Origin of the sequence: Methanocella conradii HZ254, assembly GCF_000251105.1 — an archaeon.
Lineage (GTDB): Archaea > Halobacteriota > Methanocellia > Methanocellales > Methanocellaceae > Methanocella > Methanocella conradii.
This window is the reverse complement of sequence record NC_017034.1, coordinates 1,040,970-1,063,398: the sequence shown is the minus strand read 5'-3', so window position 1 is coordinate 1,063,398 and position 22,429 is coordinate 1,040,970. Positions and strand designations below refer to the sequence as shown.

The 22,429-nt window shown below is 54.7% G+C and carries 25 protein-coding genes; 9 read left to right on the top strand and 16 right to left on the bottom strand.

The annotated features are described in order from the left end of the window. Window positions 1-252 precede the first annotated feature (252 nt). Window positions 253-447 (top strand): hypothetical protein, encoded by a 195-nt coding sequence (locus tag MTC_RS05470; protein WP_014405692.1) that lies wholly within the window; start codon window positions 253-255, stop codon window positions 445-447. A 2-nt stretch (window positions 448-449) separates the two neighbouring features. Here the strand turns inward: MTC_RS05470 and MTC_RS05465 are convergent, their stop codons facing one another. The 10 genes from MTC_RS05465 to MTC_RS05425 all read right to left on the bottom strand — a co-directional run bounded on the left by MTC_RS05465 (window position 450) and on the right by MTC_RS05425 (window position 7,587). Next, window positions 450-1,430 carry a radical SAM protein gene (locus MTC_RS05465; protein ID WP_014405691.1) on the bottom strand — a complete coding sequence of 327 codons (981 nt, stop codon included), beginning with the start codon at window positions 1,428-1,430 and terminating at the stop codon, window positions 450-452. Continuing rightward, the gene (gene mmp11, locus MTC_RS05460; protein WP_048189054.1) at window positions 1,430-2,320 is read right to left on the bottom strand and encodes a methanogenesis marker protein 11; all 891 of its coding nucleotides are present in this window, start codon (window positions 2,318-2,320) and stop codon (window positions 1,430-1,432) included. The genes MTC_RS05465 and mmp11 overlap by 1 nt, the downstream gene beginning before the upstream one ends. Next, window positions 2,295-2,924, bottom strand: coding sequence for an NTP transferase domain-containing protein (locus MTC_RS05455; protein WP_014405689.1), 630 nt, complete (start codon window positions 2,922-2,924; stop codon window positions 2,295-2,297). The genes mmp11 and MTC_RS05455 overlap by 26 nt, the downstream gene beginning before the upstream one ends. Then, a complete protein-coding gene (gene cobS / locus MTC_RS05450) occupies window positions 2,909-3,724 on the bottom strand; it encodes an adenosylcobinamide-GDP ribazoletransferase (protein WP_014405688.1) in 816 nt (271 codons plus the stop codon). The genes MTC_RS05455 and cobS overlap by 16 nt, the downstream gene beginning before the upstream one ends. A gap of 8 nt (window positions 3,725-3,732) precedes the next feature. Further along, window positions 3,733-4,653 (bottom strand): cobalamin biosynthesis protein, encoded by a 921-nt coding sequence (locus MTC_RS05445; RefSeq protein ID WP_237705986.1) that lies wholly within the window; start codon window positions 4,651-4,653, stop codon window positions 3,733-3,735. After that, window positions 4,650-5,756: a threonine-phosphate decarboxylase CobD gene (gene cobD / locus MTC_RS05440; protein WP_394296117.1), complete on the bottom strand. Its 1,107-nt coding sequence runs from the start codon at window positions 5,754-5,756 to the stop codon at window positions 4,650-4,652. Before cobD ends, MTC_RS05445 begins: the two co-directional genes overlap by 4 nt. 149 nt (window positions 5,757-5,905) lie before the next feature. Further along, entirely contained in the window at window positions 5,906-6,073 is a 168-nt protein-coding gene (locus MTC_RS12810) for a CxxC-x17-CxxC domain-containing protein (protein ID WP_014405685.1), read from the bottom strand. Window positions 6,074-6,138: 65 nt separating this feature from the next. After that, entirely contained in the window at window positions 6,139-6,519 is a 381-nt protein-coding gene (locus MTC_RS05435; RefSeq protein ID WP_014405684.1) for a hypothetical protein, read from the bottom strand. A 4-nt stretch (window positions 6,520-6,523) separates the two neighbouring features. Beyond that, window positions 6,524-7,105, bottom strand: a complete 582-nt coding sequence (locus MTC_RS05430) for a GNAT family N-acetyltransferase (protein WP_014405683.1) — start codon at window positions 7,103-7,105, stop codon at window positions 6,524-6,526. Window positions 7,106-7,146: 41 nt separating this feature from the next. Next, on the bottom strand, window positions 7,147-7,587 hold the full coding sequence (locus tag MTC_RS05425) for a universal stress protein (protein ID WP_014405682.1): 441 nt from the start codon (window positions 7,585-7,587) through the stop codon (window positions 7,147-7,149). A 58-nt stretch (window positions 7,588-7,645) separates the two neighbouring features. Between MTC_RS05425 and MTC_RS05420 the strand changes: the two genes are divergently transcribed. Continuing rightward, a complete protein-coding gene (locus tag MTC_RS05420) occupies window positions 7,646-8,434 on the top strand; it encodes a YhfC family glutamic-type intramembrane protease (RefSeq protein ID WP_014405681.1) in 789 nt (262 codons plus the stop codon). Next, window positions 8,370-8,972: an endonuclease dU gene (locus MTC_RS05415; protein ID WP_014405680.1), complete on the top strand. Its 603-nt coding sequence runs from the start codon at window positions 8,370-8,372 to the stop codon at window positions 8,970-8,972. Before MTC_RS05420 ends, MTC_RS05415 begins: the two co-directional genes overlap by 65 nt. A gap of 16 nt (window positions 8,973-8,988) precedes the next feature. Here the strand turns inward: MTC_RS05415 and MTC_RS05410 are convergent, their stop codons facing one another. Both MTC_RS05410 and MTC_RS05405 read right to left on the bottom strand, forming a co-directional pair. Further along, complete coding sequence (locus MTC_RS05410; protein ID WP_048189053.1) at window positions 8,989-9,981, bottom strand: MBL fold metallo-hydrolase; 993 nt, start codon at window positions 9,979-9,981, stop codon at window positions 8,989-8,991. A gap of 46 nt (window positions 9,982-10,027) precedes the next feature. After that, window positions 10,028-10,390 carry a hypothetical protein gene (locus tag MTC_RS05405; RefSeq protein WP_014405678.1) on the bottom strand — a complete coding sequence of 121 codons (363 nt, stop codon included), beginning with the start codon at window positions 10,388-10,390 and terminating at the stop codon, window positions 10,028-10,030. A 193-nt stretch (window positions 10,391-10,583) separates the two neighbouring features. Between MTC_RS05405 and MTC_RS05400 the strand changes: the two genes are divergently transcribed. The 4 genes from MTC_RS05400 (at window position 10,584) to MTC_RS05385 (ending at window position 15,935) form a co-directional block, all read left to right on the top strand. Further along, window positions 10,584-11,009: a transcriptional regulator TbsP domain-containing protein gene (locus MTC_RS05400; RefSeq protein ID WP_014405677.1), complete on the top strand. Its 426-nt coding sequence runs from the start codon at window positions 10,584-10,586 to the stop codon at window positions 11,007-11,009. A gap of 202 nt (window positions 11,010-11,211) precedes the next feature. Then, window positions 11,212-12,948: a glycine--tRNA ligase gene (glyS, locus tag MTC_RS05395; protein ID WP_014405676.1), complete on the top strand. Its 1,737-nt coding sequence runs from the start codon at window positions 11,212-11,214 to the stop codon at window positions 12,946-12,948. Between the two features lie 5 nt (window positions 12,949-12,953). Further along, window positions 12,954-13,616: a diacylglycerol/polyprenol kinase family protein gene (locus MTC_RS05390; protein ID WP_014405675.1), complete on the top strand. Its 663-nt coding sequence runs from the start codon at window positions 12,954-12,956 to the stop codon at window positions 13,614-13,616. Window positions 13,617-13,682: 66 nt separating this feature from the next. After that, window positions 13,683-15,935 carry a DEAD/DEAH box helicase gene (locus MTC_RS05385; RefSeq protein ID WP_048189559.1) on the top strand — a complete coding sequence of 751 codons (2,253 nt, stop codon included), beginning with the start codon at window positions 13,683-13,685 and terminating at the stop codon, window positions 15,933-15,935. Here the strand turns inward: MTC_RS05385 and MTC_RS05380 are convergent. Then, window positions 15,932-16,843 (bottom strand): GNAT family N-acetyltransferase, encoded by a 912-nt coding sequence (locus tag MTC_RS05380; RefSeq protein WP_014405673.1) that lies wholly within the window; start codon window positions 16,841-16,843, stop codon window positions 15,932-15,934. The two genes, MTC_RS05385 and MTC_RS05380, sit on opposite strands and share 4 nt — an antisense overlap. Before the next feature lie 281 nt (window positions 16,844-17,124). Between MTC_RS05380 and MTC_RS05375 the strand changes: the two genes are divergently transcribed. Further along, window positions 17,125-18,306 (top strand): glycosyltransferase family 4 protein, encoded by a 1,182-nt coding sequence (locus tag MTC_RS05375; protein WP_014405672.1) that lies wholly within the window; start codon window positions 17,125-17,127, stop codon window positions 18,304-18,306. 89 nt (window positions 18,307-18,395) lie between these two features. After that, window positions 18,396-19,100: a twin-arginine translocase subunit TatC gene (gene tatC / locus MTC_RS05370; protein WP_014405671.1), complete on the top strand. Its 705-nt coding sequence runs from the start codon at window positions 18,396-18,398 to the stop codon at window positions 19,098-19,100. Here the strand turns inward: tatC and MTC_RS05365 are convergent. Genes MTC_RS05365 through MTC_RS05355 form a run of 3 tightly spaced genes read right to left on the bottom strand, consistent with a single transcriptional unit; the run spans window position 19,091 to window position 22,407 of the window. Next, on the bottom strand, window positions 19,091-19,954 hold the full coding sequence (locus MTC_RS05365; RefSeq protein ID WP_014405670.1) for a DUF72 domain-containing protein: 864 nt from the start codon (window positions 19,952-19,954) through the stop codon (window positions 19,091-19,093). The two genes, tatC and MTC_RS05365, sit on opposite strands and share 10 nt — an antisense overlap. Before the next feature lie 22 nt (window positions 19,955-19,976). Continuing rightward, complete coding sequence (gene minD, locus MTC_RS05360; protein WP_014405669.1) at window positions 19,977-21,182, bottom strand: cell division ATPase MinD; 1,206 nt, start codon at window positions 21,180-21,182, stop codon at window positions 19,977-19,979. 55 nt (window positions 21,183-21,237) lie between these two features. Then, window positions 21,238-22,407, bottom strand: coding sequence for a RuBisCO large subunit C-terminal-like domain-containing protein (locus MTC_RS05355; RefSeq protein WP_014405668.1), 1,170 nt, complete (start codon window positions 22,405-22,407; stop codon window positions 21,238-21,240). Window positions 22,408-22,429: the final 22 nt, after the last annotated feature.

Here is a 22,429-nt window from a genome sequence, read left to right as displayed (position 1 = left end):
AGTTGGACAAAATAAATATATTATTATATAAAAATACGAAATGTAATCGATTTGAAGCTCTTTATCGCATTCTGAGTATTTAATATGGCTAATAGTTAAAAATAGAGTGTATCCAGGGCAATGCCTTATAAAATAGTAAAATCTAGCCTTTCAGTGGCTTAAATGATAATGATTATCATAGAAATTAATGGCATATAATAGATAAGCGCTAAATATATATATGAAAACAGTAAATTTTTAAAGGGTGGCATATTGCTTGGGCCTCGAAATAGGAAAGATGAAGATAATCGTAAGCTAGTTGAGCGAGAAGTGAAAAAGCTGATAGATGCGGGCTTAGTATGCGTATATGATGGGGACCGTCTAAGGCTTACTGAATACGGCCTTCAGGTAGCCGAAAAAATGCGGATGGAGGAGAAGTCTCGCCTGAGGAGTTTCAAGAGAAGGTAAGGTTATATATCACGGTGTGGCGTTATATCGCACCCGGTGCACACGAGACACCCGGTCAACGCAAGGTCAGCCCTTAAGCCATGTTTATCGAGTATCCTACGCTCTGCTTCAGCAAGCCTTAAAAGCCTTTCGCCTCTCACATTTTCCGTACACGCTTCCCCGGCCCGTAGAGGGTGAGGATTCACTTTTCTAAGTATCGGAATGATGCCTTTATCGGCGAGCTCTTCGACTGCGAGGATGACGTCCTCATCGGACTCGCCCAGGCCGACCAGTATATTGGTGAAGACGTGGTTGCGGCCAAATAAGGATACGGCGTGCTCCAGTGCCTTCTTAATATACTCCAGGGACAATCCCGGGCAGACTTTTTCGAATATATTCGGGTCTACAGTCTCAACGTTATATTTTACCTCGCGCGCCCCGGCCTCCCTCAAGACCTCGGAGGAATTATCAGTAGGATAGATGGACACGCCGATAGGCACGTTATACTTCACCATCTCTTTCACGAGCCTGGCCACGCGGCATAGCTCCTCTTCGGGGGATTTCCATACGCCTGACGTGATAGAGATCGCCTTAAATCCGGGTCGCTTCGAGCCATTTTCGACCAGCTCCATGACCTCTTCGAAGCCCTTAACGCGGCCTTGAAGCTTGGGCACCGGGCAATACTTACAATCGAACACGCAGCGCTCACTTATGGTCACGTAGACCTGCTCAGGGCAATGAGCGATGGCGTCTTCGATCCTGCCGCTTGCAAACTCTTTCCCATCCTTTAAGATGACAACTTCTTCCCCATGAGAGCAAGCCTTGAACCTGGAAGACTTACGGACGCCCAGCCTGACACGGTGCCCACCTGAATTAAAGAAAAAAGATTCGAGGCCCGCTCCTGGCCCGGCGGTTGACCTGCTTAAGTGCGATAAAATGGGGCCATCTACCTCGACGCCACCCTCCTCAATGAGCTCGGCCTTCTTTTTAGCGTCCATGGGCATCACAGGACCACCGATTCCATGGGGCTCGCGAAATAGGGCAACGCCGCCAGCGCCCCAATGACCCCACGGCCATCTATGAGTATCTCTGCTCCAGCTTCCAGGGCTGTCCTCTCCGCCATCTCCCTGGATATCTGCTTCTGCTTGACCAGCCGCCCATATTCCCTGAGCGGCTCCGCGTCGAACCTCGCAAGCGCCACCATCCCGGTTTCCGGTGAAAGGGTATATTTCCTCAGCAGCCTCTCGAAATCCCTGATGAGCTTAGCCTCGTCAATGCAGGCGAACTCGACCACTGTCGAGACACAGTTCTGCGTCTTGAAAGGTACGGGATATAGCTGTACGATAGAGTGTGAAATGTATCGTGCGTTCTTATCATCCAGGTCATGGGCTATGTTGTGCACGAGCGACCAGGTAGCCCCCTCTTCCTTCGTATCCGTGTCGTCAACGCCTATGAGAACCCTTTTTCTCTTCGGTAGCACGATAGTCCCTTTGCTGCGTCTGCTGCCCCCTATCTCGGTAAAATCATAATCGATGACGTCTTCGGCCAGGGCACGGCTTATCGTCGCCCCGACTCCGCCCCCTCCAAGGCCCGCATACGTTATAGATATCGTATCGCTATCCACCTCCACGGCCTCGATGCCAGCAGCGGCTATGGAAGGCGTTAAAATCAATTCCTCTCTGCCCACCCGCGTCAGGTACCTCATCGTATTCCCTACGTTCCTGACGCTCACGATGAGAGGGCTCGTTCGCTTATAATGGTACTCCGCCCAGCAGGCGCCGCCGAAACAATTGGTCTGCTCGACGATCTCCACGTATCCTTCGCCATCGTGGATGGCCACGATATTCTTGTAAGGCACGACCCATTTTTTACTCGCGTAAGTGTCGTCTCTCATCTTCTCCGTGCTTCCCGGCAAATATTTGCTCGCAGTAAGTTAAATCTTTTCGGTAATTCACGTTAGCGGCGAGGGAAGGGTCTTCCAGGATGAGAACGTATTCGTCCTGCGCCCTATCAATGTGCGCGCCGTGTACCACGTTGAGCCCTGCCGGTATGGTCAAGACGCCCGTGTTCGTTTGTAAGTATTGCCTGCTCGATGCGCCATGCGCCTCCACCCTGACCGATAACGCCTCCTTTCCGCACCTATGGTATTCAGAGATGACCCTTTCGATTATAGCAGGAGTGATAAGAGGGAGGTCTGCAGAGACGACGAGAAGCGGCTCCCGATGCCCGAGCGCTCGCACCGCGAAGGCCATGTCCTCGATGTAGCCAGAGCCAGGCGTCATTACTATGGAGACCCTTTTATCCGGCCACTTTTTTATATAGTCTGAAGTCTGGGGAACGCTAGGGGATACGGCTACGTATATCTTCCCGATAGAGCTACTTTTAGATAATGCCTCCAGGACATACGAGATGAGGGGCTTCCCGCATAACAGTAGCATTGGCTTCTCAATGCCGCCCATGCGCTCGCCCTTGCCCCCGGCCATCACAAGAACGTCCATAGTAGCGCTCCCAGGGCCAGCATGGACGCTATCCTTCCAATCTCGTTTGCCGCCCCCATGACGTCTCCGTTCACGCCGCCGAAGTTTTTAGTGGCAGCGTCCACGATGAGCAGGCCGAGCGCAACCGATAAGGCTACTGCCAAAAAGCCTGCGAGCGGCAACATCAAAGCCTTCCGCCACATGAATGGCTGAAAAGCGAGAAGCCCCATCGCGCCTACACATATCACGATGGCGATGGCAAGCCCGGCCAGGTAGTGCTCCTTTCTCGTCCTTTCTATCAGCATCGAGCCCATGCCCTGGTGTAGGCTCGCCCCGAACGCGGCCACCGTAGCTATGCACACCTTGGCACATGTTTCAGCGATTAGCAGGCCTATCGGCAGATAAAGCCCTCCAAAGCCCGCAAATAGCGAAATCGTGGCATATAAAAATAAAAGGTCCATCCCTATGAACAGGATGCCGCCAGCGCCAGCATGGGCGTCCTTCATCGCAGCGATCTTCTTTTCGGCCGTGCCGGATGCGACTATCCCGTCCCCAAAATCCGAGAGGCCATCGATATGGTTTATTCCCGTCAACAGGTAAATGCAGGCTAAGACGAGGACGGGGACCAGCGCATGCGGTAAAAGCCATAGCAATATTATGCCCACGACTCCGAGAATGGCGCCTATCAGCGCCCCAACGATTATAAAAAGATAAATATTCCCCATGAATGCTTCGAAGCCCTTCTCATCTGAATTGACCGGGACTGTCGTTAAAAACCCGAAGCCCGACCTGATGCCCGTCAATAATTGCTGTACGTCCATATTTTACCTCAAACCAATGGTAATGGCATAAGCCATAAGGCTATCGTTATTATGGCTAAGAGCAAAGCTGAAAGCCACTGGTTGAGCCGTATAGCCTTAGGTATGTCATCTACACTGCATGGCTTTAAGCCTTCCCCCAGGACATAGTATCCGAGCTTTTCCAGCCTTACGCAAAGAGAGCCCGCAAACGCGGCCATGGGATAGCCAGAGTTGATGCTGGGCGCTTTCCCGCCATCCTGCAGCGCTGTCTTAACGGCATTTATGGGATGGCCGGATACAAACGCTGTCATGAGCACGGCGAGGCGTGCCGGTATGAAGTTGGCCATATCATCAAGACGGGCAGATGCCCAGCCAGCCTCACGGTGCTTTTCGTCTTTATATCCTACCATGGAGTCGAGCGTGTTGATGGCCCTATAGGCGAGCGCCCCTGGCAGGCCAAAGATGGCAAAATAAAAGAGCGGCGATAGTATCCCATCCACGAAGCTCTCTCCGAGCGATTCTATGACGCACGACGCCATATGGCCCTCGTCGAGCCCGCTCACGTCCCTTCCCACAAGGGCAGGAAGCCTTGCGCGGACCGCGTCGAGCCTGCCGGCCTTCAGGTCATTAAAAATATCCCAGGAGACCTGCCATAGGAACGATAGGCTAAACGTGGACTTTAGTAAAAAGGCTGTGGCCAGCAAGGAAATAAGCGGTGATAGCTGGTATAGTGCCATCATTATGCCATAGCCAATGGCCGCGGTGATCGTAACGGTGAACAGCGCCATCAGGATGCCGTATAGGCGCCTGAAACGCCGGGGCGCATGCCCATCGAGGAAGCCTATCAGCCTCCCCATCCAGACGACCGGATGGAACGCTGGCCTCGGCTCCCCGAAGACGAGGTCAAGGGCAACCGCGAGAAGAAGCGCTTCGAGCATGAACCCGATCAATGCCTTACACCCGCCACCCTGCATAGTGCATCGATGAGGCGCATGTTTTCCTCATGATTCCTCACCGCCACCCTGATGTACTGGCCGCCTATCATTGGAAAAGAGCTACAATTCCTCACGATGATGCGCTCGCGCATCATCTTCTCTGCAAACTCGCCCGATGTCATGCCTGTGCCGCCTACATCAACCAGGAAGTAGTTCACGCTAGAGGGCAACGCCCTCAACCCTCCAATCTCGCCGATGCGGCTCGCCAGCCACTCGCGCTCCCTTTTTATGAAATCCCTCGATGCCTCCAGGCACGAGCCTGCGTTATCCATCAAATAGATGCCCGCCTCCACCGCAATGCTATCCAGATTCCAGGTTAGCCTTGCCATGTTAAGGGTGCGTGCAGCATCCCTTCCGGCGACGCCGAAGCCGAGCCTGAGCCCCGGGATGGCAAAGCACTTGGTCAGCGACCGCATGACGAGCAAATTATCATAAGATTCAACGAGCTGCACAACGCTTTGCGCTGGGTCCGCAAGGTCGATGAACGCCTCGTCGACCACAACCATGATACCATTATCCCGACAGTAGCGCACGACGCGCTCGACCTCGTTTCGAGGCAGCAACAGCCCGTCAGGATTATTAGGATTGCACAAGAAAGCCGCTTTACAGCCCTCAAGCCGCCCATACTTCCCACTGGCAATATCGCTAAAGCGCACATGCCTGATTCCTGCGCCAAACAGCCTGCACTGCTGCTCATACTCTCCAAATGTCGGCGAAGGGATGGCCACGATGTCGCCATTTTCGATGACGGCCTCGGCAAAAAGCCTTATGATCTCCGTGGAGCCATTGCCCGGCACGATGTCATCCGCATCTACCCCCACAAACCTGGCGGCGCTCTCCCTGAAACGTACGTAACTGTTGTCCGGATATGCAAATATCGTATCACACGCCCTGCGGATGGCGCCCTCCACATCGAGCGGCACGTAAGGGTTCAGGCTCACGCTGAAGTCTATCAGAGACCCCTTCTCGATGCCCAGCCTATCCGCTATCTCCCCGGCCTTGCCTCCATGCTCGCATGGCGATAATTCAAGCAACTCTTTCCTGACCCTCAACGACACGGACCACCAGTAGAATAATCAATTTTACTTTAACAATATTAAACATTATGGAATAAACCGTTACAACAACCTAAAATAAAATCAGCATACGAAGTTATAGCCTTCGTATGTCCTCTTAAACATCATGTTATTCTTTTAGAGAAAACGGGTTACTGCCTGGGCTTCCTGTGCTTGGGTAAGCAATCCTTGCAATATACCGGCCTCCCCTCTGCGGGGACGAACGGTACCTCACATTCCTTGCCACAATCAGAACAAGTCGCCTTGTGCATTTCTCTGGGGCCGAAATTTTTGCGGCCCATACTTCCACTGTCTTTCATTTTAATTACTCATGCAGATTAGCTCTGCAAGATATTTTTAGGCCCATACCACTATAAATAGGTTTTTAGATACCCTTGGCCTCGTCTTTTCTCAAGACGTGTAGGTGGACTTTTTCGTCCAGGAGCTCAATAGCGTTGAAAGCATCAAACGCAGCCTTTTTTAGGTTTTTATCATTTGAGAGAAGCACTAGCCTGAAACGATTAAAGCCCCGTGCATCTCTTTCATCCCTTCCAGCCTTTATAAGTAAGGGTAATTGCCTGATAGTGTCGGCACCCGCTTCCAGGACGTAGACGAGCAGCCTGTTGCCGACGTTGATCTTCCTCATCAGCGTGGCGCCGCCCACCCGGACGCCCCGCTCCACCATGATATGCCTGAAAACCTCTTCATCACAGCCGCAGCCCAGCGAATCCCTGATAAACTCTTTAACACGAGCCTCGCAATCCACGCAATCATCCACCTTTAAGCTTTTTTCTTATCTCCCGCCACTCGCAGGCCAGCATACCATAAGCGACGACGTCGACGTAGTGATCGTTAACCCGCTCATACTGCCTCAAAACGCCTTCGGGCTTAAACCCAAGCCGCTCCGGTATAGCCCTGCTCCTATGGTTATCCACCGCACAATAGATCTCCACCTTATTAAAGAGGAGCTTATTAAAAGCGACGTCAATCATGGCCATACAGGCCCTGGTCGCCAGCCCTTTACCCCTATATGGGGTAGCCAGCCAGTATCCAATCATCGCCCTACGGTTGTTGACGTCCATGTTAACATATCCTATAACCCCGGCCAGCCTTGAGCCCTGCCATATGCCAGCGTGAAGCCCCGTGCAATTTCTATACTGCTCCAGCGCATTCCGTATAAAAGCGGCGCTATCCTCCGTCGTCCTCGTCCTGTCAACCCACGGGAGCCACTTTCTCAGGCCTTCCCTGTCCGCATCGATAAGGGCAAATAGGGCGGGCGCGTCTCTCTCATCCAGAAGACGTACGTGGAGGCCGTCGCCCACGTCTAAGTGGAAGGTTCCGTGCTCCATCATATATGTCCATTAAAAAGATGCTTCAAAGTATAAAAAGGGAGTTATTCCTTCGGCACGTGTACCAGAATGACGGGGCAGGGCGACTCCGTGAGAACCCCATTGGCCACGCTGCCCAATAATAGCTGCTTCAAAGCCTTCCGCCCCCTGTGGCCCATGATTATGACGTCATAAGCGCCCGAGCTGCACTCGTCTAATATCGTGGCAGCCACGTTCTCGGACTCGACCACTTTGACCTTTGGCTCAACGCCAAAAGCCATAAGGATGTCCCTGCACTTTGCGAACATCCTGCTTTCGCGCTCCTTCAGCGGCAACGCGAACAGCTTGTTCTCGGTCACAATGTCGGTCACGACCTCCTGGGGAGGCTTACGTACGTGGAATAGCGTGACTCTCGCCTTATCGCATGCTGCCATCATCCCCGCAACGCGGATAGCCGCGTAGCTCTGCTCCTGGTCATCCACTGGAATCAGGATATTCTTATACACATATCATAGTATCCTTAAAATAGTATATAGATTAATGCTTTAAGCGAGAGGAAAGAGTATGGTAAGCGTTTTAAACCTTTCATCCGGGCTGGGGATGGTCCTGGTCGCCGTTGCGGCCGTTGCCTATTGGCACATTAAAAAACGGCCGAAGGCGGTCTATTATGCTTATGGCGCCCTGTTCTGGGCGATCGCTATAGCCATTAAGCTTGTCATGGACCTTACGGTATCGGGGCCGCTCTACTCATGGCTTTATGCCTTTATGCCGGCTGAAGGCGCGGTGGCCGCTGCCGGCCTATACCTCGGCCTGAGGACGGGAATAGTCGAGAATGGCATAGCATACCTTGGCGTAAAGTATTCGAAGCTAAAAGAGATGGGCTTTAAAGACGCAGTGGCCGTGGGCATCGGCTTTGGCGGCATTGAGGCGATCGTGCTCGGCTTATTAAGCCTTCTCACAGTTGTCACGCTTTTGATGTCCCCCGCACTGGTATCGCTCCTTCCGCAGTCAAGCATTGAGCAGTTCGAGCCTTTATTCATGCCATTGCCAGTAGTCGAGCGCCTGTTCATGCTCTTCGGCCACGCCTTCGCCACGGCGCTCGCCATATACGCTGTCAAGCTCGCCGACCTGAAATGGCTGGGCATCGCAGTGTTGTATAAAACGCTTATCGATGGCTCGTTGCCGCTTTTTAGCCACTATCTGGGGTACATGGGGGCCTATATGTACTTCCCTGTTGAAGCGTATGTCGTCGCCATGGGCTCGATAGGGCTGATAGGCCTCTACTGGCTTGGAAAGAAATACGGGGGCGCGTCGGACGCACATAAAGCAGGAGATAAGGATACTGGGCATTGACGACTCCCCGCTTATCAGCGAGGACATACTCGTCGTTGGAGCCGTCATGCGCGGCGGGGAGTGGCTTGAGGGCGTCCTGCGCACCTATATCAAGAAAGACGGCCTGGATGCGACCGGTAAGCTGGTGGACATGGTAAGGAGCAGCAAGCACTTCGGCCAGATACGCGTGGCCATGCTTAATGGAGTAACCATGGGCGGCTTCAACGCGGTTGACATGGAGGCATTGTATGAGAGCACCGGCATACCCGTCATTAGCGTCATGCGTAAGCCGCCGGACATGGCCAGCATAAAGAGCGCCCTTAAAAACTTGAGCGAGCCCGAGCATCGCTTTGAAGTCATATCCAGGGCGGGTAATGCCATCGAAGTGCCCGCTAAAAGGGGTAAGCCCATCTATATGCAATATAAAGGCCTTGACGCCGATAGCGCCTTGAATATCGTGCGCTCAAGCACCACCCATAGCCGCGTACCCGAGCCCTTGCGCGTGGCGCACCTCATAGCAACGGGCATAGTCCTCGGCGAATCCAGCCCCCGCCCTTAAAAGTATCTTCTTAGACTCAGAAACTTAAAAGGTCGGCCAGTGTACAGGCTTCCTTGCCGTTTTCGTTTAAAAACGAGGAGAAGCAGCCAGAGTTGCCCGACTCAGGATGGTACACGATGACGAGCTGAGGGTCTAGCCTGTATACCATATCCCTGAGGCCGTTAAAGTCAATGTGGTCACTGATGCAAATCCGCGGGAGGCCATAATAGTGCTGGCCCGTCAAGACGTATTTTTTCATGCCATACGGCAGCCTATCAAGGCTCCACGGGGAAGTAATACATATGCTGCCGCCATACTCGCCCAGCCTGCCAATCGTGCCGGCCTCGTCGCCCAAGAGGTGCCTGGTCAGCATCAGGGCGCTCCTGTCCATCTCGATGGGCCGCTCGTCACCCATCTTTCTTATAAGAGAAACCGCGCGCTGGGCCTTTCCAAAAGAGTAGGCGCCAAAGCCGACCCTGGCCTCGCCCAGCGCAGCGCCGAACGAGTCATAGTCGTCCTCGAAGACGCACCCCTCATCATATGGATCGCCATAGGTCGCCTCCATGATCAAAAGATCGCACCTGGGCAGGTCCTTATAGTCTTTTATGTCACCAGTCACCAGCGTCCTGACGCCTAAATCGTTCTCCCAGTAAAAAGCCGTAGAGCCAATCGAATGGTAAGTGTGATAGGTCTTTACCTTAACCCCGTCCAGGTCTATTGTGTCCCCCACGCTAAACCGTATCCCTTCGAAGCGCTGATCGTGCCTGAGCTCCAGGGCGAGCGCGGTCTTGTCAGAAGCGAGCGCTTTTTTGGATAGCATGGCCGATTTACCGTAGTGGTCGGTGTGGGCGTGCGTTATCAAAAAATACTGGTCATCGCTTCTGGAGAGCCTCGTCGTGTCGATGCCGAAGGTGACATCCTTTCCGCACGACTTAAAAGTAAGCGAGAAATGTGGCTTACACCTGCCTCCCGGCGTCTTTCTCCTCGAGGCAATGTAGCCCATTTCATCGAGTCTCCTGGTCGCGTCCATCGGGTGAGCGATATTCTCGTAATAGTATTTACCCTTTGTGGGAAGCTTAGGGGTGCCTAACTAAAAAAGAGAGCGGCCCTTTGCTAAGCTGGCTTTCAATGACAGGCTTAATGGCATCAAGGGTAGCCTCACTACCCATAAGCTTTACTTCGCCATTAACCATCACGATAGGCACACGTAACCCATTCTTCTTGATACGCTCCACCACATCGGGGTAGCCATTCATCTCGCTCGAAAACACGTTGATAAGCGACACCTGGATGCGCTCACCATACGTATCCAGCAACGCCTTAACGGTGCCATCATCACCCCGATGGGCCTGCCCTCCACACATACAAAAATTAGAGCACTCGTCACAGCTAGCCTCGGGATAGTATCCGAATAGTTTTACGTCCACCTTTCGTGCCATAAATCAAATGGTAAAGGCGCATCACACGTAAAAACTTTCCCCCAGGATAAAAATGCTATCAAAGAACAAATATAAAAAACAATAAGGCAATTATAATATATATTTGTCGTTATTTTTCGATAAAATTCCGAGATATTTGCATTTTTTTCGATTAACGCAATATTTAAGTCTAAAAAGAATTCTCGTACATATTATGGCGAAAATTTCTCCTTCGGAGGAGCTTGTGGTCAACATCAGGGAGCTATGCGGAGAAGCCATCGCCAACGACTACGTCAACATCATGAACCAGGTGAGCCAGCCCAGGTTCAGCGCTATCAAGAACACCTTTAAGGACTCAACCTCCGTCTTTATAATGGCCTGTGCCAACAGCAATATTCTTTATAAAGACCTGAGGGAGGCGGGCCTTAAGCTGGGGATAGCGAGCGTGGAGACGTTCTCGAGGCGAATATATGAGATGCGCCGTGCAGGGCTCATCTACACGGAGTCTATGCATAATAAAGGCCCTGGTAGGCCAAAGCTCAGGTTGAGGTTTAACCCGAACGCGTTCAAGGAAATGTTCAACATGGAACCGGGCACAGTGCTAACGGGCCATGCTGAGGAACACAAAGCCGTAATATAAATATAAAAGCGATGCGCCCCCCATCGTCATATATTTCCGGCATGCGGTCGGTTGGCCGCCAATAAAAATCGATTATAAAGCCATAGCTTATGCTATAAAAAAATCTTTATCTGCCTCTTAAAAAATTTGTTCTTCGGCTCCGCCGACAAAAAATATATCTTATCGCTCGCATTTCTGTGTGCAATCAAATCGAGGAGAGAGCATGGATAAGTATGACAAGGTCTTCGAGCTCGCGAAGAACCGCGGGTTCATATGGCCTTCATTCGAGATCTACGGCGGCGCATCGGGGTTTTATGACTATGGCCCCATGGGAGCCACTTTAAAGCGGAAGATCGAGGATGCCTGGAGACGCCTGTACTGCGTGGGCGAAGGCTTCTACGAGATAGAGTCTCCCACCATAGGCGTGGAGGCCGTTTTCGAGGCCTCGGGCCACGTAGGCGGGTTCGCCGACCCGATGACCACATGCCAGAATTGCAAGGAGTCCTTCAGGGCAGACCACGTGATTAAAGGCGAGATGGAGATACCTGACGGGCTAAAAAAAGAGCAGCTAACCGAGATCATTAAGAAGTATGGCATAAAGTGCCCCGAGTGTGGCGGGCCTCTGGGCGAAGTGTACGATTTTAACCTCATGTTCCAGACCTGGATTGGGCCGGGCCAGAAGAAGAAGGGGTATATGCGCCCTGAGACGGCCCAGGGCATGTTCGTGGACTTTCCCAGGCTGTTGCGCTTTTACCGTGAGAAGCTTCCCTTTGGGGTGACCCAGATTGGCAAGTCTTACCGTAATGAGATATCCCCCAGGCAGGGCGTGATAAGGCTGAGGGAGTTCACCCAGGCCGAGGCCGAGGTCTTCGTCAACCCGAAGGACAAGAGCTCCCACCCGAACTTTGAAGCAGTCAGGGACATGGTGCTTCCATTGTACGATGAGCAGTCGCAGCTTAGCGGCGGGCAGCCCATTCCTATGGCAATTGGCGAGGCGGTTGGCAAGGGGATAATAGCGAACGAGTACCTGGCCTATTACGTGGCGCTTACCCACGTCTTCCTGACCATGGTGGGGATAGACCCCGCGAGGCTCAGGTTCAGGCAGCACATGAAGACCGAGAGGGCGCACTACGCCACCGATTGCTGGGACGCCGAGGTGCTGCTCGAGCGGTTTGGCTGGGTGGAGGTCGTTGGCATAGCCGACCGCACGGACTACGACCTCACGGCTCACCAGAGACGCAGCGAGGTCGACATGTCGGTGTTCGTTCCTTTTGAGAAGCCCATGAAGGTCTCGAGGACGATAGTGACCCCTAACATGGCGGTGATCGGTCCGAGGTATAAGGGTAAGGCGGGCAAGATTATGGCCGCCTTGAAAGCCATGCCCCAGTCCGAGCTGAGCAAGCCCGAGGTGAGGCTTAACATCGATGGCGAGGAAATTATCATCGAGAGCAGCCTGTTCGAGCATAAGACGGTGTACGAGGACGTCAACGGTGAGAACGTGCTAGCGCATGTGGTGGAGCCTTCCTATGGCATTGATCGCATCTTATACTCAATACTGGAGCACGCCTACCATGAGGAGGTCGTCAGGGGCGAGGAGCGCATCGTGCTGAAACTGGCCAGGTCGGTCGCCCCTATCACGGCCGCAGTCCTCCCGCTGCTCAGCAAGGAGCCGCTGACCGGCAAGGCGAGGAAGATAGCCCTAGGCCTGAAGGATAAGGGGTTCATGGTCGAGTATGACGAGTCGGGCACCATCGGTAGGCGCTACAGGCGGAACGATGAGGTGGGCACCCCGTTCTCCATCACGGTCGATCATGAGACTATGGAGGACGATACTGTGACCATCAGGGATAGGGATACCATGAGCCAGGTGAGGGTGCCCGTTAAGGACCTGGCCCGCGTGCTCGGGGAATTACTGGCGAGCGATAGGCCGCTCACGGATTTTGGCGAGAGGGTCGCATAGCCAGGATGCCGCCTGATTGGAGCATTTTAGCAAAGGAGGCGTCCAGGAAGTCCATCCACCTGGCTGGCGCCGTGGTGCCTCTCGCATACTATTTTTTCATTCCCCGTGAGCTTTTACTCTTGATTTTAGGCGTCGCTTTGGCCGTTGCCGCCGCCCTGGAGTATATCCGCCTATCAGGTAACCCTATATTTCCGCGCATACTGTTGAGGGGCCACGAGGAGAAAGGCGTGATTGGCGGGTATTTCTTTGCCCTTCTTTCCACCTTCCTGGCCGTGCTGCTCTTTGATAAGGCCATCGCAGTTGTCGCCATACTGTTCCTGGACGTGGGTGACGCCTTTACTGGCCTTGCGGGGGCGGTTATGTCCATGCTTCTGGGCAGGAGTAAGGCTGATACGCGTGACTATGATGCAAAGGTGCGCCCCCTCTTTGGCGAGCTATGTTATGCGGCGAGCCATCCCAAGTCGCCAGCCCTCATGGCGGTTATGTTCATGGTATGCGGGCTTATCGGCCTGGCCTTTTATCCGTCGCTCTCTCCCCTGATGATAATAATTGGCGCTTTGGGTGCTGTCATAGCTGACGCCTTCCCCTGGAGGCTCTTCGGCTTCGTCATCGACGACAACCTGTCCATACCCCTCCTATCCGGCGCCCTCATGTGCATCCTCAATTAAAGGGATTAATATTTTCAATGCATGCTGGCAACTTATATAACGCCCCAACGATACATAGCAAAGAGCATGCCCGAATTCGTCAGCCATCCCCTGCTAAAGCCGGACACGGTGTCGAGCCGCGCCTACCAGCTCACGCTCGCACGCAATGCACTGGAAAAGTCGTCACTCATAGTGCTCCCTACCGGGCTGGGCAAGACCATCATAGCCCTGCTGGTCATGCTGGAAAGGCTGGAAAAGGGCAAGGCCTTAATGCTATCCCCGACAAAGCCACTCGTGGAGCAGCACGCAGCCTTCCTCAAGAGGACGCTTACGATCCCGGAACAGGTCGCCGTGTTCACGGGCAGCGTCGCGCCATCAAAAAGGGTAGACATCTGGAAAGGCTCACGCATCATCGTCTCAACCCCCCAGGTCATAGAGAACGACCTGCTAACAAAACGGTTCGACCTGAAAGACGTCTCTCTAATAGTCTTCGACGAGGCACACCGAGCAACGGGCGACTACGCATACGTGTACATAGCTAAAAAGTACGTGGAGCAGTCAGCGAATCCCCTCGTACTGGGAATCACCGCATCGCCGGGCAGCACACCGGAGAAGATAAACGAGGTCAAGCAGAACCTCTTCATCGAGCGCGTCGAAATAAAGACGGAGAAGGACCCCGACGTGGCGCCATACATCTACGAGAAGGACGTAGAGTGGGTCAGGGTAAACGTTCCGGATAAGGCCGCAGAGATAAAGATATTGCTGGATTCTCTCATGGACGACAGGATGGACAGGCTCAAGGCCTTGGGCGTGGTCAGAGAATCCCGCCTCACCAAAAAGGAGTTGCTCATGCTCCAGGAGAAGCTGCAGGCCGACATATCCAGGGGCGGCTCCCCCGAGAGCTACAGGGCAGTCTCCATCCTCGCCGAAATAATGAAAATCGAGCACGCCGTCGACCTGATACAGACCCAGGGCGTCGTGCCGCTCAAGAAGTATTTCGAGCGCCTCAAGGACGAGGCCGGGAGCAAGGGGGGCAGCAAGGCCACAAAGCGCCTCATGCAGGACGCCCGACTGGCCGGCGCGATGCGCATAGCGGACACGGCTGACGAGGTCAACCCCAAGACCGAGAAGGTCAAGGAGATAGTCCTGGAGCAGATAAGGGAGAACCCCTCCTCAAGGATTATAGTTTTCACGAATTTCAGGGACACGGCGGACTTCGTCTCGAAGGAGCTGGCTAAAGTGGAGGGCATTAGGCCGGTCAGGTTCGTGGGGCAGGCGTCTAAGCTAAACGATAAGGGTTTGACTCAGAAGAGACAGGTGGAGATCTTGAATGCTTTCAGATCGGGCGAGTTTAATACTCTCATCGCGACATCGGTGGCGGAGGAGGGGCTGGACATCCCATCGACGGACCTGGTCATCTTTTACGAGCCCGTGCCATCCGAGATAAGGACTATCCAGCGCCGGGGACGGACCGGGAGGAACGCCGTGGGCAGGGTGGTCGTCTTAATCTCAAAGGGGACGAGGGACGAGGGCACTTACCGCGTGAGCCAGGCTAAGGAGAAGAGGATGTACCGGACCATGCGGGACATGAAGGATGGCCAGCGCATGGAGGAGCTGTTGCAAAATGCCCAGGTGGCGGCTCCGGCCGAGCAGCGTAGCCTGGAAGAGTTTGAAAAGCCGCCGGAAAGGGTTGAGGTTTACGTGGACGCCAGGGAGATGCGCTCTGCTGTCGTGAAAAACCTGGAGGGCATGAGCGTCTCGCTTAACGTCAAAACGCTAGAGGTAGGCGATTACGTCCTCTCTGACAGGGTGTGCGTGGAGCGCAAGACGGCGGACGATTTTTTGGACACGCTCTTCGGGGCGGGGCGGAGCCTGTTCGAGCAGGTGATAGCCATGAAGCACTCTTACATGCGGCCCATACTGGTCATTGAGGGAGAAGGGCTGTACACGAAGAGGCGCGTCTCGCCCGCCGTCATCCACGGCGTCCTGGCCTCGATTGCGGTCGACTACGGGGTGCCCATCATCTTCACGGCCGACGAGGCCGAGACCGCCTCATTCCTGTACTCAGTGGCGAGGCGCGAGCAAATAGAGCGCAAGCGCAGCGTGAACCCCCACGCCCAGAAGGCCTCCCATACACTGGCGGAAAGGCAGGAGTACCTGGTATCGGCCATATCCGAGGTGGGGCCTGTAATCGCAAAAAACCTTTTGAGGCACTTCGGCTCGGTGAAGGCCATCGTCAACGCCACCGAGGAAGAGCTAAAGCAGGTCGACAAGGTGGGCGAAAAGACCGCTAAAAAGATACGGGAAGTGATGGACGCCGAGTACAGGCCGAGGGATTAGCTTACCTTCGACATTATGTAGTGTTTATAGTGGCCGCTCACCCTGAAGCCCTTACGCCGGTACAGCCTGATGGCATCATAATTATTGGAGGTTACGGCCAGAATTATCTGGCCATATCCGGCGGCGTACGCGTCCCCTATGAGCCGATCGAGCATGGCGCCTCCCACCCCTTTCCTCCTGTGGCCACGTTCGACGCCTATGTCCAGTATTAGTATGCTGCCATCCGACACCATCGTGGATATGAGGAATCCGATGACGCGGCCCACGACGGCCACGTATGAAAGGCTTCTCATGAATTTGCCGTGCTCGTCCCTCATGACGCTCTCCACGAGCGCCACAGCATCCTCGGTCCTGCTGAGCGCCGGGTAGACGGGGCGGTCTGCGGGGGCCTGGCATTCGCTAATGATTCGACAGACATCACCGGCGTGGCGGTCATCCCATGGCAATATCTCGAAGCCGCTTACAGAGGGCTTTACGGGCATCGGGGCAAGGCACATGCTCATGCGCTCTACCATCTTGAAGCCCATCGCCTCCGCCCCTCTGATGAAACTCCAGGGGGCAGGCCAGTTAAAGTTGCTTCTGATCGTATGCGCGCCGAAATCAAAAAGGTCCTTGACGACGGACTCTAAAAAGTATGGCTCCGTATCGCCCCAGATGACGTGCCCGAAGGCGAGCTCGACATCTCCGTCGAGCATCCTGTAGCATATTGCCCCTATGGTGTGGCATCGGGCCGACAGGGAGTAAACGCCTATATCGCCTCGTATCGCCATATCGAGGAGATACGAGATGTATGCGCTGTCCTCTGGAGGCGCGCACCTGGCCGCGTCTGCGAACACGTCTCGTATGTCTTCAGCGGCCCCCCGTGCCACCTCCAGGCCGGAATGCCGCCCATCCTTGTCCCAACTCATGTACGACGCCAGTTAATACGCAATCTGCCGTGTTTAATCATTAATATGATGGTCGGGCAAATGGTTCTTCCATTTGAGGCTGAAGGGGGGATTACTTTGCTTTTTACTTGAGCGCTCCGCGCGGCGCACCCCTTTATCTAGAAGTAGAAGATGAGCTGCCAAACCATCCACTATAAAATAGAACCCCCTCAATCATAGTAAAAGAAGATTCAAGATAACATACATTCATCACAGCAACACAATCATTAAATATTTCGCTATCGTATGCAACGGCGGATACGATGAAAATATGCCTGGTTAACGCCCTGTTCCACCCCTTTAGCGGCGGCGTTGAGAAGCACATGTACGAGCTATCGCGGGAGCTGGCCCGCCAGAACGTCGACGTGACAGTGTTGACGGCCCGAACCGACGGCGCCCCGGCCTACGAGGAGCTTGAAGGCGTCAGGGTCTACCGGGTGCCATGCGTGAGCGTCAAGGTGCCAGGCCTCTACCCCCCACCATTGGTCATATCCCCGCTATTACCATGGTATCTGAAAAGGCTGGACGACGAGCACGGCTTCGACATCATCCACCTCCAGAACCGCTTCTTCCCGGACTTCGACGCTGCGGCACTTTACGCCCGCATCAAGCGCAAGCCGTTCATGATGACCATCCATAACGCGAGGCCCGTGGGCATATCGCCGGCCATCGCGGCCCTCGGCCTGGCATACGACTGGCTCATCGGCCGCTGGCCGTTCGCCCTCGCAGACAGGATCATCGCCGTCTCGGAGTGGGTCAAGCACGACATCGAGAAATACCACATAGATGGGCGGAAAATAGTCACAATCCACAACGGCATCAACGTCGGCTCATTCAAGCCTACGTCGGCCATGAGCGTCCGCCGGCGGTACGGCATCGAAGGCCCGATGCTCCTGTTCGTGGGCCGCATGATCACGCAGAAGGGCGTTCCATACTTGATAGAGGCGATGCCCATGGTGCTCGCAAAACACCCTGACGCAAAGCTGCTGCTGGTAGGCAGGGGGAGCTCGCTAGAAAAGCTCAAGAGGAAGGTGAATGCGATGGGCCTGGAAAAGAGCGTCATCTTTTCAGGATATATGGGCGAGGAGGACCTTAAGGAGGCGTATGGCACCTGCGATATTTTCGTGCTGCCCTCGGTGTGGGAGGTGCTGCCCATCGCCATACTCGAGGCCATGTCCTCGTCTCGGCCCGTGGTCTGCACTAACGCTGGCGGCAACGCCGAGCTGGTAAAGGATGGCGTGAACGGGTACGTGGTGCCCATGCGGGACCCGCGAGCGTTGGCAGAAAAGGTCAACGCCCTCCTGGACGACCCTGAAAAGATGAGGGCGATGGGCAGGGCTGGCAGGCGGCTTGCCGAGGAGGAGTTCGACTGGAAGCTTATCGCCGCCCGGACCAAGGAGGTCTACGAGGACCTTCTCGTAGAAAAGATGAAAGATACAGGCTGACACGCGTCATCCCCTAAGTATTTATTTTACCAGCCTGTATATTTTGAGGGGCGGTCACGCTGGCATCGCTTAAAGAAGTCGCAGCCCTTTTGGCCAGGTTCAAGAAGGGCATACTGTATATAGCCTTATACGTCCTCGTCATCGCCACCATCTCATTCCCTTTCACGGGGGCGATGGTGGCGCGCATGAGGGATGACCTTCTCAAGGGCCAGTACACGCTGGTACAGACCCAGCCCCTCGAGCTCATGATGCTTGAGCTTAAGCTATCCTTCATCATCGGCGTCATCGCTGCCCTGCCCATATTGTTCTTCTTTGGATACAGATACCTTATAAAGGCGAGGCTGGGAGGCCGGTTCAGGGTTAGCAAGATTAAGATGATACTCGTCGGGGCGATAGCCCTGGCATTGTTTATGCTGGGCTGCGCATACTCCTATTACCTCATGCTCCCCCTCGTTTTCCAGTACTTGCTGCAGAGCGCGACCGACGTGGGCGTGGCCAACCACTGGCGGGTGTCGGAGTTCATCAACTTCGCCATGCTCACGACTTTCGTGTTCGGCATGGTCTTCGAGCTGCCCCTGGTCATGACGGTGCTGGCCCGCTCGGGCATCGTCCCGGTCGAGGTGTTCAAGAAGTACCGCCGCCACATGTACGTCATAATATTCATAGTCGCCGCCCTGGTGACCAGCCCCGACGTGCTGACGCAGATTATGGTGGGCGTGCCACTTGTCATATTTTATGAGATCAGCCTGCTATCGATGCGTTTCACCGTGCCTCGCCGCTCGCCTCAATCCTGAAAAAACCTCGACAGGCCAGATTGCCTTTCTGTCTTCTGTGCGGGCCTCAATCCCATGAGGGACTCGAATAGCATGGCGTTCCTCGCGGCGTTGGCGTGGGGATGGTTGTTGAAATAGGCCCTTATCGTGCCGCCGGCAAGAGGCTTCAGGCGCCTCTTCCAGGAGAGAAGCTCCTCCTCCGTGTAGTTATAATCATATCGATTCATGTGAGGGCCATCGCCTTTTTTCCTATACCAGACATCCGCGTTGCGGCCGTGAAAACGTACGTATACGTGCCTGGCGGTATCCTCGACTGTGGGCGGCATGGACGGGCCGTCGACGGCACAGGCGGCCACGTTTCGCCTTTTTAGCATGGCTTTTACCTCATCTCGTAGCCTGCCCCCATCAAGCCATGACCTGTGGCGAAACTCGACCGCGTAGTCGATCTTCCCGGTATCGAGACGGCCGAGAAGCGCCTCAAGCCGCTCGAGGTGGTCGGTCCCTTCGCCCTTATGGGAGAGCATGACGTATGGCGATAATTGTATGAGCGCCGCGCCGAGGCAGGAGGCGTCCCTCATGGGCACTAGAACCTTAGACTCGAACTCGAGGGCGTGCTCCACGTCCAGCAAAAGGCTGTCATGAGTCACGCGTTTAGGCATCTTCAGGGAGAACTCGAAGCCCTGCAGCCTGGAAGCCTTTGCGATCCAGCTTTGCACCATCGCCGGCGAAGGGAAAGCGTAGTAAGTGCTATTGATCTCCGTCGTATGAAAGTGTTTAGCGTAGAACTCTAGCCTCTTTTCCTTGCCAAGGCCAGCAGGGTAGAATTCGCCCACCCAATCGTCGTAGGACCAGCCCGACGTGCCTATCAGTATCACGCTTAATAGTCGCCTTAAAAAGCTAAATATTTGCCGTGCGGAAGAGGGCCAGCATGAGCCTGGACGCGAATGACGGGCTTTCTGCTGGGGCTTTTACCCCCGACACCATCTCAGCCACGCGGTACACCTCCATAGACATCTTGCTGGATGGGCTGGCCAGCACGGCGGGCACCTTGTCCTTACGCCTCACGCCAGGCTCTTCTGGCAGCATGGCTATTACAGGCGTCCCGAAGTGCTCCTCAACCTGAGAAGGGGAGAACTGAGGGTTTTTCATATCGTAGCGGTTTAACACAACTCCCAAAACGTTCACCTTCAAGATCTTAGCCATCTCCTGCACTTTGAGGCCATCCGTCATGCTCCCCTCGTCGGGGTTCAGCACGAGTATGAGGTGGTCGGAGGCCGCCAGCGACAGGGCTAGCTCCTTGTTGTACCCGGCCGGGGTGTCTATTACCATGAAGTCCGCATTCTTCGAGAAGTGTTCTATTACATCCTTGAGGAGGGAGCGGTCCATCTTTAAGAAGCCCTCCAGGGAGAGGCCGCTTGGCACCAGCCTCAGCCTGTCGCTGAAGGCCCGGTACACGGCCTTATCCGGCTCCGCCTCGCCCGCGAGCACCTCGTGGAGCGTGGCCTTGAGGCTTTGAGGCTCGAGGCCTACGTACGTGGAGAGGTTGCCCATGCTCGTGTCTGCGTCCATCAGCACCGTGTCGCATCCCATCTCCGCCAGGGCGACGCCCAGGTTTATCGCGAAGGTGGTCTTTCCGGTGCCCCCCTTGCCGGCCCCTACGGCGATGACGACTGCGCGCCTTTCAGCCTTCTCCTTTTCTGCCAGCCGCTCTTCCCGGGCTGGCTCTTCGACGCCCTTGACCTCCGCCTGGCCCACATATAACGCTGGCGCCCGTGACGCCATGGATGACAGGAGCGCTGCGTCTGCGGGCGTAGGCCTTTTTGGCGATAGCCCATCCAGCGCTTCCCTTGTGAGAGCCGTATATATGAGCTCCTTTACCTCGCCAGGCGCCAGGCTTGCCACTTTCCACACCATCTTTCCGCCCGAAGCAGATGCAACGGGGGCGATGCCACCGGACTTAGCAAAGCAGATCATGCCCTCTAGTGTAGTAGGATACTCATCCTCTATCGATATGTCCCGTAGCGGCTTCTCCCCGTTTTTTAAGAGTATGGACATCCTTCCCCGCTTTTCGTCCCAGTACTTCGTCAAAGATGGCGCTTGCATGGCAAGAACTTATTTTCATTTTATTGCATATAATACTTTTCCCTTTGTGTATGCTTTAATGCCCCCACTTTTTCAGCGCTACGGCAAGCTCGTGATGCGCCTTAGCGTATTCTGGCAGCGGAGCCTGTTTTTTCCATGCCTCGACCGCCTGAAACATGGCCTTCGCGCCGGCTATGGTGCCTTCGGGGTGCCCATGAATGCCCCCGCCAGCCTGTAGTATGCAATCAATGCCATAATGGTCGAGGTTTGCCTTTACAAGCTGAGGGTAAATGCCGCCCGACACAGCGGGAAACATCGGCTTGAAATCGTTCCATGGCTCTCGCAATATATCCCTTGAGCGGTCAATATCGCTTATATTACGCTCCATCTTGCCGCTATAGGTGCCAATGTGCAGGTTTGTGCCGCCAACCATTCTCGTCAGCTTTGCTATGACGGGCATGGAGATGCCGAATGCGCCGCGCGTTAAGGCGCCGTGCATCGTCCTGTGTACGTGTATGGGCAGGTTTATGCCGGCCTCGTTGATTGCCTGGACCGCGGAAAACCCTGCGGTCAATATGTCAACCATTATCATGTTAGCGCCTAGCTCTTTGGCCCTCTCCGCCCGCTCTACTATCTTGTCCGCACCCGCGGTCACGTTGACGGCATAAAGGCAGGGCTTACCGACCACGGCCTCCGCCTTATCAAGCTTATCCATGACCGCTGTCAGCCTCTCCTCCAGCGGGCAAAACGCCTGATCGGTCAAGGTCTCGTCGTCCTTGATCAGGTCAAGGCCGCCTAAAGCTGCCTGTTCTGCCACCTCTGCAGTGCGCTTCGGGCTTAAGCCGACCTTAGGCTTTATAATCGTCCCTATCAGCGGCCTATCATACACCCCCAGGTACTTCCTGACATCCTGGATGCCAAACCTCGGCCCCTTATAATGCTTCAACAGGGGGGTAAAGTCAACATCCTCAAGCCGTAGGGCTTTAAGGCCCCCCAGGCCAAACAGGTTACCGGCCACCACGGATAATATCTGCGGCACGTTCACAGGCTCAAAAATCTCGGCGGGAAAATCGATGACTACCGTGCCCTCTTTTGCGCTTACGACGCGGGCGCCAAGCTTTTCATGGACATCGCGCTCGGCGGGCACGTCGGTCCATGTGCCGGTAGACTGCTCGGCGGCTATCTCCTTAGCTACCTTCTCAAGAGGCGCTTCCGCCTCCACATGATACGTGGCCCTGACCATCATGACGAACACTAATATTAAAGCC

What these genes read in the sequence shown, in the direction of transcription:
- MTC_RS05465 (WP_014405691.1), bottom strand. Translation starts at nt 1,430, where the DNA reads ATGCCCATGGACGCTAAAAAGAAGGCCGAGCTCATTGAGGAGGGTGGC.
- mmp11 (WP_048189054.1), bottom strand. Translation starts at nt 2,320, where the DNA reads ATGAGAGACGACACTTACGCGAGTAAAAAATGGGTCGTGCCTTACAAG.
- MTC_RS05455 (WP_014405689.1), bottom strand. Translation starts at nt 2,924, where the DNA reads ATGGACGTTCTTGTGATGGCCGGGGGCAAGGGCGAGCGCATGGGCGGC.
- cobS (WP_014405688.1), bottom strand. Translation starts at nt 3,724, where the DNA reads ATGGACGTACAGCAATTATTGACGGGCATCAGGTCGGGCTTCGGGTTT.
- MTC_RS12810 (WP_014405685.1), bottom strand. Translation starts at nt 6,073, where the DNA reads ATGAAAGACAGTGGAAGTATGGGCCGCAAAAATTTCGGCCCCAGAGAA.
- MTC_RS05430 (WP_014405683.1), bottom strand. Translation starts at nt 7,105, where the DNA reads ATGATGGAGCACGGAACCTTCCACTTAGACGTGGGCGACGGCCTCCAC.
- MTC_RS05420 (WP_014405681.1), top strand. Translation starts at nt 7,646, where the DNA reads ATGGTAAGCGTTTTAAACCTTTCATCCGGGCTGGGGATGGTCCTGGTC.
- MTC_RS05410 (WP_048189053.1), bottom strand. Translation starts at nt 9,981, where the DNA reads ATGGACGCGACCAGGAGACTCGATGAAATGGGCTACATTGCCTCGAGG.
- MTC_RS05405 (WP_014405678.1), bottom strand. Translation starts at nt 10,390, where the DNA reads ATGGCACGAAAGGTGGACGTAAAACTATTCGGATACTATCCCGAGGCT.
- MTC_RS05400 (WP_014405677.1), top strand. Translation starts at nt 10,584, where the DNA reads ATGGCGAAAATTTCTCCTTCGGAGGAGCTTGTGGTCAACATCAGGGAG.
- glyS (WP_014405676.1), top strand. Translation starts at nt 11,212, where the DNA reads ATGGATAAGTATGACAAGGTCTTCGAGCTCGCGAAGAACCGCGGGTTC.
- MTC_RS05390 (WP_014405675.1), top strand. Translation starts at nt 12,954, where the DNA reads ATGCCGCCTGATTGGAGCATTTTAGCAAAGGAGGCGTCCAGGAAGTCC.
- MTC_RS05385 (WP_048189559.1), top strand. Translation starts at nt 13,683, where the DNA reads ATGCCCGAATTCGTCAGCCATCCCCTGCTAAAGCCGGACACGGTGTCG.
- MTC_RS05380 (WP_014405673.1), bottom strand. Translation starts at nt 16,843, where the DNA reads ATGAGTTGGGACAAGGATGGGCGGCATTCCGGCCTGGAGGTGGCACGG.
- MTC_RS05375 (WP_014405672.1), top strand. Translation starts at nt 17,125, where the DNA reads ATGAAAATATGCCTGGTTAACGCCCTGTTCCACCCCTTTAGCGGCGGC.
- minD (WP_014405669.1), bottom strand. Translation starts at nt 21,182, where the DNA reads ATGCAAGCGCCATCTTTGACGAAGTACTGGGACGAAAAGCGGGGAAGG.
- MTC_RS05355 (WP_014405668.1), bottom strand. Translation starts at nt 22,407, where the DNA reads ATGATGGTCAGGGCCACGTATCATGTGGAGGCGGAAGCGCCTCTTGAG.